This window comes from Micromonospora sp. AKA38 (assembly GCF_027925725.1).
Lineage (GTDB): Bacteria > Actinomycetota > Actinomycetes > Mycobacteriales > Micromonosporaceae > Micromonospora.
Genome location: NZ_BNEI01000003.1, coordinates 1506910 through 1519263, shown reverse-complemented (window position 1 = coordinate 1519263; position 12354 = coordinate 1506910). Strand labels below are relative to the sequence as shown.

Genomic DNA, 12354 nt, shown 5'->3' with positions numbered 1-12354 from the left:
TGGAGGAAGAACGTGTCGGACCGGGGGTCGCGGATCAGGCCGGAGCTTTCCCGTACCTTCCGGTAGAGCGCGAGCAGCAGGTCGTTGGCTTCGCCGTACGCCTGGTAGGCGGCCTCGGGGTCGGCGAGCCCCCGGTCCGGCAGCCCTTCGAGCTTCGCCCGCAGCCCGGCCCAGCGTTCGTGGCTGCGCAGCTCGTCGCCGACGGCGGTGTCCACGGCGGCCACCTGCTCGATCGCGGCGTTGAGCGACGCGCGGGAGACCGGCGCGCCAGCCACGGCGGTGGACTGGGCCTCCACCAGCGCGTCGGTGACCGGCCCGAGCGCGCGCAGGTAACGGACCCCCAGCCGTTCCCGGGACGCCAGGTCGTGGTCGTCCGTGGTGGTGCCGTCGACGAGCGCGAAGAGCAGCCCGAGCGGGGCGACCAGCGCCAGCGCCAGCAGCAGGGGCAGGACACGGCCCGACACGGAGGGCCGCCGACGCACCCGCGGCGCGGGAACTGTCATGGTCTGTCTCCTCCGGCGACGGCGGGGCGGTCGATGCCGCGGGAGGTCGCCGCAAGCAGTCCCGTGCACCGGACCGGAAAAGTAGCGGATCGGACGGGGCTGAAACCGGAGCCGTCGAGTCGGCTTCACGTCAGTTCGTCCGGGGTGACCGACCGTCGAGTCGTTCGCCACGCAGCGTCCGATCGGGTCGTCGAGTCGCCACTTGAGCACTGATTTGCGGCTGTAGATGTGAATGCACGTGATCCGAATACGTCCCGCTGGGATGCTCTGGACCTTCTGCGGACGACGGACGGCACGCGCCGAACGGCGCAACCGGACGAACGTACGGCGGATCTCAGGGAACGCTCAGCCGGCGGGCCGTACCGTGTGCCGCATGAGATCACCCGTCGCGCGGGTCCGGCGCGCCCTGGCCGGCCGTCCGCGCCGGATCGTCGCCGCCGTGCTGGCGGTCGTCCTGGTCGCCGCCGCGCTGGTCTGGGCGGTCCGCCCGCAGGGTACGGACTTCCGGACCGAGTCGGCGCTGCTGACCGTGCGGTCCGGGCCGGACGGGACCGAGCCGGTCGACCTGGACACCACGCTCTACCTGCCCGGCGACGCCTCCGACGCGAACCGGGTGCCGGCGGTGCTGCTGGCGCACGGCTTCGGCGGCACCAAGGAGTCGGTCCGCTCGGACGCCGAGGACCTGGTCGCCCGGGGCTACGCGGTGCTCACCTGGACCGCCCGCGGCTTCGGCCGCTCCGGCGGCCAGATCCACCTGGACAGCCCCGACTACGAGGTACGCGACGCGCAGCGCCTGCTGAACTGGCTCGCCGCCCGCCCCGAGGTGCGTCTCGACGCGGCCGGTGACCCGCGCGTCGGCGTGGTCGGCGGCTCGTACGGCGGCGGCCTGGCGCTGCTGCTGGCCGCGCAGGACAAGCGGGTCGACGCGATCGTCCCGATGATCACCTGGAACGACCTGTCCCGGGCGTTCCTGCCGGAGAGCACCGGCAAGCCGCCCACCGAGGGCGTGTTCAAGAAGGGCTGGGCCGGCATCTTCTTCGGTGGTGGCGGCAACGCCGGCTCCGGGCCGGCCGGGCTCTCCGGCGCCACCGCCGCCGCGCCGGAGGGCGCGCCCACCTCGCCCGGGCCGGCGAGCCCGCAGCCGGGCGCGGGGCCGGGCAGCGGTTCCGGCCGGGCGCCGGGGGGTGCGGCCGACCCGTCCTGCGGTCGGTTCGCCGCCGACGTCTGCGCCGCGTACCTGCGGATCGCCACCACCGGCCGGGCCGACGACGCCGCTGTCGAACTGCTGCGCCGCTCGTCGCCGGCCGGCGTGCTCGACCAGATCAAGGCGCCCACGCTGCTGGTGCAGGGCGAGGCGGACACGCTGTTCCCGCTCACCGAGGCGGACGCCAACGCCCGCGGCATCGCCGCCGCCGGCACGCCGGTGCGGGTGGCCTGGTTCACCGGCGGCCACGACGGCGGCGCCGGCCCGACGTCCGACTCCGACCGGGTGAAGTTCCTGACCGCGCAGTGGCTCGACCACTACGTCAAGGGCGAGGGGCCGGCACCCGGCGACAGCTTCACGTTCTCCCGGATCGCCGGCTTCGACGCGTTGGACCGGGGTCTGGTGGCCACCGGCTACCGCACCGACGACTACCCGGGCGTGAGAGGGCAGGAGCGCCGCGAGGTGATGCTGACCGGGCCGGCCCAGCCGGTCGCCGTACCGCCGAACGGCAATCCGGCGGCGATCTCCGCGGTGCCGTTCGCCGGCGCGCTCGGCTCGCTGCTGGACGGCGTGGCCGGCGACATCCCCGGCCAGCACGCCCGCTTCGAGTCCGCGCCGCTGGACGACCCGGTCGACGTGGTGGGCGCGCCGAACGTGCGGATCCGGGTCGCGTCGGCGACCGGTGAGGCAGTGCTCTTCGTCAAGCTCTACGACGTCGATCCGCAGGGCGCGTCGACGCTGCCGGACGGCCTGGTCGCGCCGGTGCGGCTGACCGGCCTGCCGCCGACGCTGGCCGCCGCGACGCCGGTCACCGTCACGCTGCCGGCGATCGTCCGGCGGATCGAGGCCGGGCACCGGCTGCGGCTCGTGGTGGCGACGTCCGACCAGGCGTACGCCACGCCGGCCGAGCCGGCGGTGCACACCGTGGCGCTCGGCGACGGCCCGCTGGTGCTGCCCACCGTCGACGCCGCGCCGATCCCCACCTCGGCCGCGATCTGGCGCTGGGTGCTGGCCGGCCTGCTGGCCGCGATCGCGGTCGGGCTCGTCGTGGTCGTGCTGCTCGCCCGCCGCCGGCACCGCCGCCAGGATCGCTCCATCCACCCGGAGTACGCGGGCGTCCCGCTCGCCGTGCGCAACCTGCGCAAGGAGTACGCGGACGGCTTCGTCGCCGTCTCCGACGTGGACTTCGAGGTGCACCCCGGGCAGGTGGTCGGCCTGCTCGGGCCGAACGGCGCCGGCAAGACCACCACGCTGCGGGTGCTGATGGGGCTGACCCAGCCCACCGCCGGGGAGATCTACGTCTTCGGGCACCGGCTGGTGCCGGGCTCGCCGGTGCTGTCCCGGATCGGCGCGCTGGTCGAGGGGCCGGGCTTCCTGCCGCACCTGTCCGGGCTGGACAACCTCAAGGCGTACTGGCGGGCCACCGGGCGGCCGTGGGCGGACGCGCACTTCGACGAGGCGTTGGAGATCGCCGGCCTGGGCGCGTCGGTGCACCGGCGGACGAAGAAGTACAGCCACGGCATGCGGCAGCGGCTCGCCATCGCGCAGGCCATGCTCGGCCTGCCCGAGCTGCTGGTGCTCGACGAGCCGACGGACGGGCTGGACCCGCCGCAGATCGCCGAGATGCGCCGGGTGCTCCAGCGCTACGCCACCGACGGCCGGGCGGTGCTGGTCTCCAGTCACCTGCTGGCCGAGGTGGAGCAGACCTGCACGCACGCGGTGGTGGTGAACAAGGGCCGGATCGTGGCGTCCGGCCCGGTCGAGGAGATCGTCGGCGAGTCGCCGAGCGTGCTGTTCGAGGTGAGCGACCCGGACGCCGCGCGGACCGTGCTGGGCCGGCTGGACGGCGTACGGGTGCTGCCGGACGCCGACGGCGGGCTGGTGGTGGACACCAACGGCACCGCCCGCCGCGAGGTGGTGGCCGAACTGGTCCGGGCCGGCATCGGGGTGGACCGGGTGGTGCCCCGGCGCCGCCTGGAGGACGCGTTCCTCGCCCTGGTCGGCGAGAACTCTCGGGGAAGCGGTGACCGGTGATGGTGGACTCTTCGGTGGCGTCGAAAGGCAGTGGCGGCGCGGCGGGCGGCTACCGGCCGTCGGCCACGATGCCGTTCGGGGCGGAGTTCCGGCGGCAGGCGTCGCGGCGGCGTACCCAGTTGGCGCTGGGGTTCATGGTGCTGCTGCCGTTGATCATCCTGGTGGCGTTCCAGTTCGACTCCGGGGACGACGACGGCGGCGGGCGCGGCGAGTTCGCCAGCCTGGCCGACCTGGCCACCTCGGGCGGGCTCAACTTCACCCTGTTCTCGATCCTGGTGTCGGCGTCGTTCCTGCTGGTCGTGGTGGTGGCGCTGTTCTGCGGGGACACGGTGGCCAGCGAGGCGAGCTGGGGGAGCCTGCGCTACCTGCTGGCCGTGCCGGTGCCCCGGGCCCGGCTGCTGGCGGTGAAGCTGGTGGTCGCGCTCGCGTACTCCGGGTTGGCGTTGGTCCTGCTGGCCGGCACCGCGCTGCTCGCCGGCACGCTGCGCTACGGCTGGAAGCCGCTGAGCAGTCAGGTCTCCGCGGAGCTGGCCCCGGCCGACGGGCTGCTGCGGCTGGTCGGCGTGCTCGGCTACCTGGCGGTGGTGCTGCTGGTGGTGGCCGGCCTGGCGTTCCTGCTCTCGGTGACCACGGACGCGGCGCTCGGCGCGGTCGGTGGGGCGGTGCTGCTCTGGATCCTGTCCAGCATCCTCGACCAGATCACCGCGCTGGGCGGGCTGCGCAACCTGCTGCCGACCCACTACAGCAGCGCCTGGCTGGGGCTGCTGTCGTCGCCGATGCAGACCGACGACGTGGTCAAGGGCGCGATCTCGGCGGTCGTCTACGCCACGCTGTTCTGGGGGCTGGCGTTCTGGCGCTTCACCCGCAAGGACATCACGAGCTGAGGGGCCGTCACTCCGGTGGCCAGAACGTCCCGTCGTCGAGCTGACGGATGCGTTCGGCGAAGGCGTCGCTGCCCTGGAACACCACCTGGATGTGCGGCCGGTGCTCGGGCAGTCGCCGGAACAGCAGCGTGATCACGTTCTGGTTGGTGGGGCTGACGAAGGCGGCGACCGCCAGGTCGAGGCCGGGCGCGAGCATCGGGCGGCACTCCTCGATGAAGTACTCGACGGCGCGCTGGGCCGCGAACACGAAGACCACCAGCTCGTCGTGTGTGGGCAGGCCGAACGGCTGGTCGACGCCCTCGCCGGTCACCCAGGGGACCAGGAAGACGCGCTGTTGGCGGCCGAGTGTCTCCGCCGCGTCGGCGGGCCGGGCGACGAACGCGGCGAGCAGGTCCAGGTCCGGGTGCTCGACGTCGAGCGTCCGGGCCAGGTCGAGGAACCGCTCGGTCTCCGACCGGATGACGGCCGCGGTCGCCTCGTGCGTGAACGCCTCGGCCAGTCGGTCGAAGACGTTGAGCCCCCGCTCCTCCGGGAGCACGCTGTGCCGCATCGCCCGCATGTGCCCCACCTCGAACGCGGTGAACTGCTCGTTCATCCGGGCGTGCATCGCCAGCAGGGCGGCGTGCATCTCGTCGACGGCCTCCGGGTCGGCGCCCCGCACGGGGCGACCGCCGGACGCCAGGTGCAGGGAGAGAAAGTTGATCATCGCGTTGAGGCGGACGCTGTGCGCCACGGCGTTGAACGCGTCGATCGCGTCCCGTCCGAGCCGGGCCCCGTAGCGGGCGACCATGACGCAACTGTTCATGAACTGCATCAGGCCGAACATCAGCAGGATCTCGCCGGCGAGCTGGTCGGCGCGGAACGCGTCGGGCGTGCCGTTCCGCTGGAGTACGCGGGCGGTGGCCGTGTACAGCACCTGCGCCGAGAACATGTCGGCGTCGAGTTCCTCCCGGAGCACCCCGTGGTCCAGCGAGTCACGCCGCGATCTGCGGCGACGCCACTCCCGGACGTCGCCGTCGAGGTCGCCGGCGAACAACTTGCGGGTCACCCCGTCGATGAGCCGGTCGAGGTGCTCCGTGGCGTCGGCCGGCTCCGGCCGCGCCGGCGGGTGGGTGACGGCGTGGACGTGGCCGAGTTCGTGCAGCAGCGGGTAGAACCACACGGCCATGTAGTGGTGGCCGATCGGCGTGCGTTCGAGATCCCTGAGCGTCACCGGCGCGTAGTAGGTCGTGCTGGCCGGCAGCGACTCCACCAGCAGGTGACAGGCCAGGCCCGGATCGCCGTACCGGAGGGCCAGCTCGGCGATGATGCGCAGGCTGACCTGCTCGGCCACCTCCGCCATCAGCTCGGGAGACAGGTGGCGGGCGGTCACGATCCCCCGCAGGTGCCCGATCATCTCCAGGTAGCGCGTGTTGAACAGCACGACCGACGGGTCCAGGCCCGGCAGGGAGAACATCTCCGGCACGTCGCCGTCGACCCAGTACACCGCGTACGGGTGGCCGATCACCTCGTCCACCACGTCCAGCACCACGTTCATCGGGCTGTGACCGTCGCGCTCGTGCCGCCACGTCCGGACGGCGGCTCCCACCTGCGACCGTACGACGTGGTCGAGGACGGTGTCGTCAAGCATCCGGTGGTCGGTCCGCCGCGTCGTCACCCGCCGGCAGCTCCGTCGCGGCCCGGAACTGGCGCAACAGCTCCTCGATTTCCGCCGGACCCGGGTTGTCGACGGCGAAGGTGCGCTCGGTCAGGTTCATCTCGACCCGCCCGACCCGGAACTCTCTGACCAGCTCCGCCAGGGCGCGCAGGATGTCCGGCGCCATCTTCAGCGCCACCCCGGCGACCACCATCCACGACGTGACGGCGGCCCCGTCGAGGTTGCGTCGCCCGGACGCCTGCGCCGCGACCCCACGCGCCGTCAGGGTGTCGACCAGCGGCTGTGCGGCCTCCTCGGCGCACACCGCCACCAGCGTGACCCGCTCCGATCCCACCGGTCACCTCCCGAAAGGTCCACTGGGGAGCAATGAGAACGCTAGTGCACCGCCGCCACACTCCGACCGGTCCGAGGTCTTCCTGTCGGCTACCCGACTTCCATATCATGGGAGCGTTCCCATGAGATTGTCCCGCCAGCAAGGAATTTATTACCTTCAATGTTTATGCCGGCCATCCTGGACGTCGTCCCACACCCGTCCCAGGAGGTTTCCCATGGTCCCGGCGCAGTTGAACGGTCCCGTGCTCTCCCTGTTCCGCATCGTCGTCGGCTTTCTCTTCCTGCTCCACGGCGCCGCGTCGATCTTCGGAATACTCGGCGGCAACCCGGCCACCGGCGGCGCGGTTCCCGTCGGCACCTGGCCCGGCTGGTGGGCCGCGCTGATCCAGCTCGTCTGCGGCGCGCTCGTGCTCGTCGGCCTGGCCACCCGGCCCGCCGCACTGCTCGCCTCCGGCTCGATGGCGTACGCGTACTTCGTGGTGCACCAGCCGCACGGCCTGCTGCCGATGAAGAACGGCGGCGAGCTGGCCGCGCTCTTCTGCTGGTCGTTCCTGCTGGTCGCGGTGCTCGGCCCGGGCACCTGGGCACTCGACGCGCTGATCTCCCGCCGCCGCGCCCCCGCCGACCCTGCGCCGGCGACCCGCCGCGCCTCCGTCCCGGCCTGACCCGCCGCGCGCCCGAAATCTTGGTACGGGAGCGCCCCTCCGGGGGCGGTTCCGTACCAAGATCTGTCAGCGGCAGCGGCCGGTATGGGCTGCCGGGAGGAGGCAGCGTCGGGAACGGGGGAGCGGGGCGTCGCACCAGACCCGGGTACGTACCGACTGCCGGTCCTCCTCGGACAGCGTGGTCTCGCCGAAGTCGATGGCGAGCACGTGACCGAGCGAGCGGCGCAGCGCCATGGACAGCGCGGCAGCCTCGTCCACGCTGGTCAGCGTGGTGGGCAGGTGGATGATCCAGTGCGGCTCGGTCACCGTGGTCGACTCCCGTCGGTCAACCCCTCGGTGTACGACGACAGCGCCGCAGCGGCCGACGTCAGGCTCTCCGCCATCAGGGCGAGACGTTCGGCGCCGTCCTGCCACTGCCGAACGGTCGTCCCGGTCACCGGGTCGTCGGCGCGGCCGGCGTCGGAGAGCTGCTGCCCGGCAGTGGTGATCCGGGCCGGGAGCCGCCCGATCCGATCGGCCGCCGCGCCCAACCGGTCCCGCACCTCGTCCAGCGCCTCGACCAGCCCGCCGATGGTGGCGGTCTCCCGGTGGCCGGCGGCGACGCGCAGCCGACGTACCCCGTCGCTGACCTGGAATTCCGCGTCCCCGGCCAGGTCGAGGGCGTCCTCGCCGCCGCGCCGGGCCAGCTTGATCGCCGGATGGGCGCAGCCCGCGCCGACGCGCTCCAGCAGCACGGTGGCGGCGGCCACCCCGAGGTACGCCTCCCGCAGCTCGCTGGTGACCTGCTCGACCGCCCAGATCGCGCTCGCGACGGGCACCTCCGAACTCGTCTCCGCATCCGTCACACCACGTCTCCTTCGCCTGGTGGGGGTGCCGGGACAGCGCGAATTCCGGCGGAGATCTGCGCCGCCCCGGCCTGGGGGATCAACCAGTGCCTAGCTGGACGCTCCCGTGAGGCAGCTTTATCGATAATGCTGGTAAAGTCAACGATGCGCTTGAGGTTTCTCCGGGCCTCGTGATCAGATGGGCATGCCTAGCTGGGAGTTGCCCGCATGTCCACACCGCGCCGATTCGAACCGCACTACCGCAGGATCATCGCCGACATCAGGCGGCGCATCGCCGATGGCGAGTGGCCACCCGGACACAAGCTGCCCTCCACCAAGGAGTTGGCTGACCTGTATGAGGTGGGCAGTCAGTCGACCGTGCGGCAGGCCATCACGATCCTGATCGAGACCGGAGAGTTGTACGGCCACCAGGGTCTGGGTGTGTTCGTGCCGGACGCTGCCGAATGACGGGCTGACCGGCTACAGCGGATTGTCCGGCGTCACGGCCGAGGAGGGCGGGGCGCTCGGCGTGACCGGTTCCGTGGTCGGGTCGGCGTCGCGGCGCTTCCAGGCGCTGACCCCGAGCCGGCCGGTGTTGCCGAGGTCGATCGTCCCGTCCATCGCCACCGCGTACGCCGGCCTGCCGGCCACCGGCGCGACGTCGAGCTGAGCGCCCTCGGTGGCCACCACGGTCGGATCGGTGACCGTGTTGCGCCAGAGCAGCGCGGCGCCGGCCCGTTCGCCGGGGCGCAGCACGAGCCGGGTGGGTGGGGCGTCGAAGCCGGAGGTGATCCCCGTCGCGCCCGGGATGATCCTGACCTTGACCGGGTCCCCGTCGGCGTCCCGCAGGCTGACCGCCGGGTAGCCGCGCAGCGCGTACGGCTGGGTTCCGCAGTTGACCAGGTCCAGGCCCATGGCCCGCAACCCCATCGCGGCGCTCACGCCCAGCTCGGTGATCCGGATGCCCTCCGGGGGGCAGGCCGCCGAGGGGGACGGCGTGACCTCGTCCGGCGGCTCGGGCAGCGGGTCGACCGGCGCCGGCTTCGCGGTGCAGGCCGCCAGCAGCACGACTCCGGCGAGCCCTCCGACAAGGCCGGACGAACGTCGCATCCAGCGATCATGCCACCCGTGCGCCCGCCCTGCGGCCCGCCGCCCCGGCGATCATGAGGTTGACGGCGGACACCGTCCGATTTGTCGCCGTCAACCTCATGATCGACCGAGGTCAGGGGCGGGAGGCGGGGTCGGTGGGGCGGCCCACTGCGTGGGACCCGGGGTGGCGGGGCCGTTGGCGGCGCATAGACTCGACGGCACAACTGCATACCTCATCCAGAGGGGCTGAGGGATACGGCCCGACGACGCCCCGGCAACCACCCGCACGCTCGACGCCGAGCGCCCTGCGGGCAGGTGCCAATTCCGTCCCCGCCGCACCCGGCGATGCGGGGAAAGATGAGAGGAATTTCCTCGACATGACGTCGACGCTCTCCGCCGTCCCTGGCATCGACACCTCCCGCAGCCCGGCCCGCGCCCTGGTCTGTCGCGCCTGTTCCGCGCGCTACCCGCTGGCCGCCCAGCACGCCTGCTACGAGTGTTTCGGCCCGCTGGAGGTCGACTACGACACCGCCGCCCTGGCCGCCGTCACCCGGGAGCAGATCGAGGCCGGCCCGAACAGCATCTGGCGGTACGCCGCCCTGCTCCCGGCCGGTCAGGACCCGGCCACCCGGGTCACCCTCGACCCGGGGCTGACCCCGCTGGTCGCCGCCGGCCACCTCGCCGCCGAGCTGGGCATCACCGCGCCGCTGTGGGTGAAGGACGACAGTGCCAACCCCACCCACTCGTTCAAGGACCGGGTGGTGTCGGTGGCGCTGACCGCCGCCCGGGCGCTCGGCTTCACCCGCTACGCCTGCGCGTCCACCGGCAACCTGGCCAACTCGGTCGCCGCGCACGCGGCCCGTGCCGGGGTGCCGTCGGTGGTCTTCATCCCCAGCGACCTGGAGCAGGGCAAGGTGGTCACCACCGCCGTCTACGGCGGTGACCTGGTCGCCATCGACGGCTCGTACGACGACGTGAACCGGCTCTGCGGCGAGCTGGTGGAGACCGACGAGTTCGAGGACACCGCGTTCGTCAACGTGAACGTGCGGCCCTTCTACGCCGAGGGCTCCAAGACGCTCGGCTACGAGGTGGCCGAGCAGCTCGGCTGGCGTATCCCGGCCCAGGTGGTGATCCCGATGGCCAGTGGCGAGCTGCTCACCAAGATCGACAAGGCGTTCGCCGAGCTGGTGGAGATCGGCCTGGTCGAGGCGCCGGCCGGCGGCTGGAAGGTGTTCGGCGCGCAGTCCGCCGGCTGCAACCCGATCGCCACCGCGCTGCACGACGACCGCGACACCATCGTCCCGGTCAAGCCGACCGGCATCGCCAAGTCGCTCAACATCGGCGACCCGGCCGCCGGCGTCTACGCGCTGGAGGCGGTCCGCCGCACCGGCGGCTGGATGGAGTACGCCGACGACGACGAGATCCGCGCCGGGATCACGCTGCTGGCGCGTACCACCGGCGTGTTCGCCGAGACGGCGGGCGGCGTGACGGTGGCGGTGCTGCGCAAGCTGGTGGAGTCGGGCCGGCTGGACCCGACCGCGGAGACGGTGATCTTCAACACCGGCGAGGGCCTCAAGACGCTTGACGCGGTGGCCGCCGCCTCCGGCCCCACGCACCGCATCAAGCCCAGCCTCCGCGCCGCCCGCGACGCCGGCCTCCTGGGCTGACCCCCGCCCCACCACCCCGCCCCACCCCACCCCCGCCCCGCGAGGTTGATCAAGGAGTTTGCGTCGGCCTGGAGTGCTGCCCCCGACGCAAACTCCTTGGTCAACTCGCGAGTCGGGCGGGCGGAGGGCCGGCGGAGGGCCGGCGGGGTGGGTGGGGGTGGGCTCGCCCGGGAGAGGGATCGCGGGCGACCAGCGGTGACGGGGGATGTGCGGCGCGTGTCGGAAAACTGTCACCGCAGGACTTGACGGCAGGAACCGGACGGCGCAAGATGCTCGGTGCGGGAGGGCATTCGCCGGAGACTTTTCAAAGTTTTGCGACCCAACGCCGGAGGCGTTGTGCGAACGTCCCTCCCGACCAACGTAGGACAGGGCCAGCGGAAAACCGCTGGCCCTGTCGCTTTTTCCCGGGCAGGCTCGCCGCCATGGGCCTGACCGTCACCCCGCTGGACGCGGCCGACCTGCCGACGCTCGACGCGGCGTACCGGATCGCGGAAGCGGCCGGCGCCGTCGACGAGCCGGACCTGCCGCCGACCTGCCGACGGCGGTTCGAGGCGCTGCTCCGGCACCCGATGCCCGGCATCGACGGGCGGTGGCTCGTCGCCCGCCTCGACGGCGAGCCGGTCGGCTGGCTCCGGCTGCACCTGCACAGGCTGGAGAACACCGAGAACGCCAGCGTCGAGCTGGTGGTCGACCCGGCCCACCGGCGTCGCGGGATCGGGCGCGCGCTGCACGAGCACGGCGTACGGCTGTTCCGGGAGCGCGGCGGCAAGCGGCTGGTCGGCTCCACCGCCGCCGCGCTGCCCGGCGAGGAGGACCGGGAGTTCCCGGGCGCCGCGTTCGCCGCCGCGATGGGCGCGAGGGCGGCCAACGCCGACGTCCGCCGCCGGCTCGACGTGACCGCGCTCGACCGGACCCGGCTGGCCGCGCTGCACGCCGACGCCCGCGCGGCGGCCACCGGCTACCGGACCGTGCACTGGCGCGACCACACGCCCGAGGAGTACGTCGCGGACACCGCCCACCTGGAGGGCCGGCTGCTGCTCGACGCGCCGATGGGTGAGCTGGAGTGGGAGCAGCAGAAGATGGACGCGCAGCGGAAGCGGGGCGTGGAGCGGGCGCTCGACGCCCGGGGGGTGCGCCGCTACAACACCGGCGCGGTGCACGAGGCGTCCGGCCGGCTGGTCGGCTGGAGCCAGCTCAGCCTGGCGGCGAGCAGCACCGACCACGCCTGGCAGCAGATCACCATCGTCGACCCCGGCCACCGCGGCCACCGGCTCGGCCTGCTCTGCAAGGTCGCCAACCTGGCGTACGCGCTGGGCCACGAGCCGGCGCTGCGGACGGTCGACACCTGGAACGCCGCCGCCAACGGTCCCATGATCGCGATCAACGAGCAGCTCGGCTTCCGCCCGGCCGCCGGCTCGGTCGACTGGCAGTTGACGATCTGAGTTGTGACACGCCCCTACTGATCTGGTGCCTTCCTGTTGCATGATGGCGGGC

11 protein-coding genes, 1 pseudogene and 1 riboswitch are annotated in these 12354 nt (G+C 72.8%); of the genes and pseudogenes, 6 read left to right on the top strand and 6 right to left on the bottom strand.

What is annotated here, in order from left to right; genetic code table 11:
* Window positions 1-503 (bottom strand): annotated as a pseudogene (locus TPA0908_RS15645) (hypothetical protein); the annotation flags it as partial.
* 373 nt (window positions 504-876) lie between these two features.
* Here TPA0908_RS15645 and TPA0908_RS15640 point away from each other — a divergent pair.
* Window positions 877-3741 (top strand): alpha/beta fold hydrolase, encoded by a 2865-nt coding sequence (locus tag TPA0908_RS15640; RefSeq protein WP_281938478.1) that lies wholly within the window; start codon window positions 877-879, stop codon window positions 3739-3741.
* Window positions 3741-4625 (top strand): ABC transporter permease, encoded by an 885-nt coding sequence (locus TPA0908_RS15635; RefSeq protein WP_281938476.1) that lies wholly within the window; start codon window positions 3741-3743, stop codon window positions 4623-4625. The genes TPA0908_RS15640 and TPA0908_RS15635 overlap by 1 nt, the downstream gene beginning before the upstream one ends.
* A 7-nt stretch (window positions 4626-4632) precedes the next feature.
* Here TPA0908_RS15635 and TPA0908_RS15630 read toward each other — a convergent pair whose 3' ends face one another.
* Together TPA0908_RS15630 and TPA0908_RS15625 are read right to left on the bottom strand one after the other, a co-directional pair.
* Window positions 4633-6282, bottom strand: a complete 1650-nt coding sequence (locus tag TPA0908_RS15630) for a hypothetical protein (RefSeq protein WP_281938475.1) — start codon at window positions 6280-6282, stop codon at window positions 4633-4635.
* A complete protein-coding gene (locus tag TPA0908_RS15625; RefSeq protein ID WP_281938474.1) occupies window positions 6248-6616 on the bottom strand; it encodes a hypothetical protein in 369 nt (122 codons plus the stop codon). The genes TPA0908_RS15630 and TPA0908_RS15625 overlap by 35 nt, the downstream gene beginning before the upstream one ends.
* Before the next feature lie 214 nt (window positions 6617-6830).
* Between TPA0908_RS15625 and TPA0908_RS15620 the strand changes: the two genes are divergently transcribed.
* Window positions 6831-7280: a DoxX family protein gene (locus tag TPA0908_RS15620; RefSeq protein WP_281938473.1), complete on the top strand. Its 450-nt coding sequence runs from the start codon at window positions 6831-6833 to the stop codon at window positions 7278-7280.
* Window positions 7281-7346: 66 nt separating this feature from the next.
* Here the strand turns inward: TPA0908_RS15620 and TPA0908_RS15615 are convergent, their stop codons facing one another.
* Both TPA0908_RS15615 and TPA0908_RS15610 read right to left on the bottom strand, forming a co-directional pair.
* Window positions 7347-7586: a hypothetical protein gene (locus tag TPA0908_RS15615; protein WP_281938472.1), complete on the bottom strand. Its 240-nt coding sequence runs from the start codon at window positions 7584-7586 to the stop codon at window positions 7347-7349.
* A complete protein-coding gene (locus tag TPA0908_RS15610) occupies window positions 7583-8125 on the bottom strand; it encodes a hypothetical protein (protein WP_281938470.1) in 543 nt (180 codons plus the stop codon). The genes TPA0908_RS15615 and TPA0908_RS15610 overlap by 4 nt, the downstream gene beginning before the upstream one ends.
* A 207-nt stretch (window positions 8126-8332) precedes the next feature.
* Here TPA0908_RS15610 and TPA0908_RS15605 point away from each other — a divergent pair, with 207 nt between their 5' ends.
* Complete coding sequence (locus tag TPA0908_RS15605; RefSeq protein ID WP_281938467.1) at window positions 8333-8572, top strand: winged helix-turn-helix domain-containing protein; 240 nt, start codon at window positions 8333-8335, stop codon at window positions 8570-8572.
* A 12-nt stretch (window positions 8573-8584) separates the two neighbouring features.
* Here TPA0908_RS15605 and TPA0908_RS15600 read toward each other — a convergent pair whose 3' ends face one another.
* A complete protein-coding gene (locus tag TPA0908_RS15600) occupies window positions 8585-9214 on the bottom strand; it encodes a DUF4232 domain-containing protein (RefSeq protein ID WP_281938465.1) in 630 nt (209 codons plus the stop codon).
* A gap of 209 nt (window positions 9215-9423) precedes the next feature.
* A riboswitch (SAM riboswitch) is annotated at window positions 9424-9557 on the top strand.
* Between the two features lie 13 nt (window positions 9558-9570).
* On the opposite strand from TPA0908_RS15600, the gene thrC reads away from it, so the two are divergent.
* Both thrC and TPA0908_RS15590 read left to right on the top strand, forming a co-directional pair.
* Window positions 9571-10860, top strand: a complete 1290-nt coding sequence (thrC, locus tag TPA0908_RS15595) for a threonine synthase (RefSeq protein WP_281938463.1) — start codon at window positions 9571-9573, stop codon at window positions 10858-10860.
* A gap of 422 nt (window positions 10861-11282) precedes the next feature.
* A complete protein-coding gene (locus TPA0908_RS15590) occupies window positions 11283-12302 on the top strand; it encodes a GNAT family N-acetyltransferase (RefSeq protein ID WP_281938461.1) in 1020 nt (339 codons plus the stop codon).
* Window positions 12303-12354 lie beyond the last annotated feature (52 nt).

Bases quoted from the DNA above. Each gene is read 5' to 3' on its own strand.
- TPA0908_RS15605 (WP_281938467.1), top strand. From the start codon at position 8,333: ATGTCCACACCGCGCCGATTCGAACCGCACTACCGCAGGATCATCGCC.
- TPA0908_RS15600 (WP_281938465.1), bottom strand. From the start codon at position 9,214: ATGCGACGTTCGTCCGGCCTTGTCGGAGGGCTCGCCGGAGTCGTGCTG.
- TPA0908_RS15620 (WP_281938473.1), top strand. From the start codon at position 6,831: ATGGTCCCGGCGCAGTTGAACGGTCCCGTGCTCTCCCTGTTCCGCATC.
- thrC (WP_281938463.1), top strand. From the start codon at position 9,571: ATGACGTCGACGCTCTCCGCCGTCCCTGGCATCGACACCTCCCGCAGC.
- TPA0908_RS15640 (WP_281938478.1), top strand. From the start codon at position 877: ATGAGATCACCCGTCGCGCGGGTCCGGCGCGCCCTGGCCGGCCGTCCG.
- TPA0908_RS15590 (WP_281938461.1), top strand. From the start codon at position 11,283: ATGGGCCTGACCGTCACCCCGCTGGACGCGGCCGACCTGCCGACGCTC.
- TPA0908_RS15635 (WP_281938476.1), top strand. From the start codon at position 3,741: ATGGTGGACTCTTCGGTGGCGTCGAAAGGCAGTGGCGGCGCGGCGGGC.